We start from the raw sequence: 1,039 nt of genomic DNA, 5'->3' as shown, positions 1-1,039 counted from the left end.
CACGCCGCGGGGGTGCTGCTGGGCCGGGCGGAGGCGCTGCTGGGCCGGTACCGGGCCGCGTTCTCGTCGTTGTCGGGGGCGCGGATGACGCCCCGGCACGCGGAACTGCTGGTGCTGCTTTTGGACCAGGTCCCCGACCCGGGGCTGCGGGACCGGTTGATCGGTCCGGCGGTGGAGTTGGCGGAGACCGAACCGGTGGGCACGTTCCGCCGCCGGGTGAAGGCGCTGATCGAGAAGGAACAGGCTCCGACCCTCACCGAACGACACCAGGCCGCGATCACCCGGCGGCGGGTGTGGATCGAAGACGACGTCGACGGGATGGCGTGGACGCACCTGTACGGTCCCGCGGTCGAGGCCCGCGCCGCGTTCGACCGCGCCACCCGGATCGGCAAGACCATCCAGAAAGCCGAAACCGCAGCGGGGACCACTGATCCGCGCTCCCTGGATCAGGTGCGTGCGGACGTGTACGGCGACCTGCTCGTGGCCGGCGTCGTGACAGCGCACCCGAAGACCGCGCAACGCATCCGCGCGCAGGTCGTGGTCACCGTTCCGGTGCTGTCCCTGCTGGACGACGCGTACGCGAACGCACCCGGAGCGGAACCGGCCGTGGTCGAAGGCGTCGGCCCGATCCCGATCCAGAAGGCCCGGGAACTGGCCGGGGGTGCGAAGGAATGGATCCGGGTCCTCACCCACCCCGAAACCGGGATCGTGCTGTCCATCGGCCGCGACCGGTACAAAGTCCCCAAACCCCTCCGCCAAGCCGTCACCTGGCGGGCCGGCCGCTGCCTCACCCCCGGATGTGGGATGCCCGCGAACCGATGCCAGATCGACCACCGCATCGAATGGCAGCACGGCGGAGAAACCGCGCTCACGAACCTGAACCCGTTCTGCACCAACCACCACATCATCAAGACCGTCACCGGATGGCGCATCGAACAAGCCCACGGCGGCGCCGTCACCTGGATCAGCCCCACCCGCCGCGCCTACACCGTCCACCCCGAACGCACCCTCCCCGCCTTCACCCTCCCACCCGACCCCC

The 1,039-nt window shown here is 70.5% G+C and carries 1 protein-coding gene; it reads left to right on the top strand.

What is annotated here, in order from left to right:
- Window positions 1–1,039, top strand: a 1,039-nt coding sequence (locus tag LK09_RS20335; protein WP_039403818.1) for an HNH endonuclease signature motif containing protein, incomplete at both ends; no start/stop codon positions are given.

The organism is Microbacterium mangrovi, from assembly GCF_000802305.1.
Lineage (GTDB): Bacteria > Actinomycetota > Actinomycetes > Actinomycetales > Microbacteriaceae > Microbacterium > Microbacterium mangrovi.
Note: the sequence above shows the minus strand (reverse complement) of the source record. Positions and strands in the feature narration are given on the sequence as shown.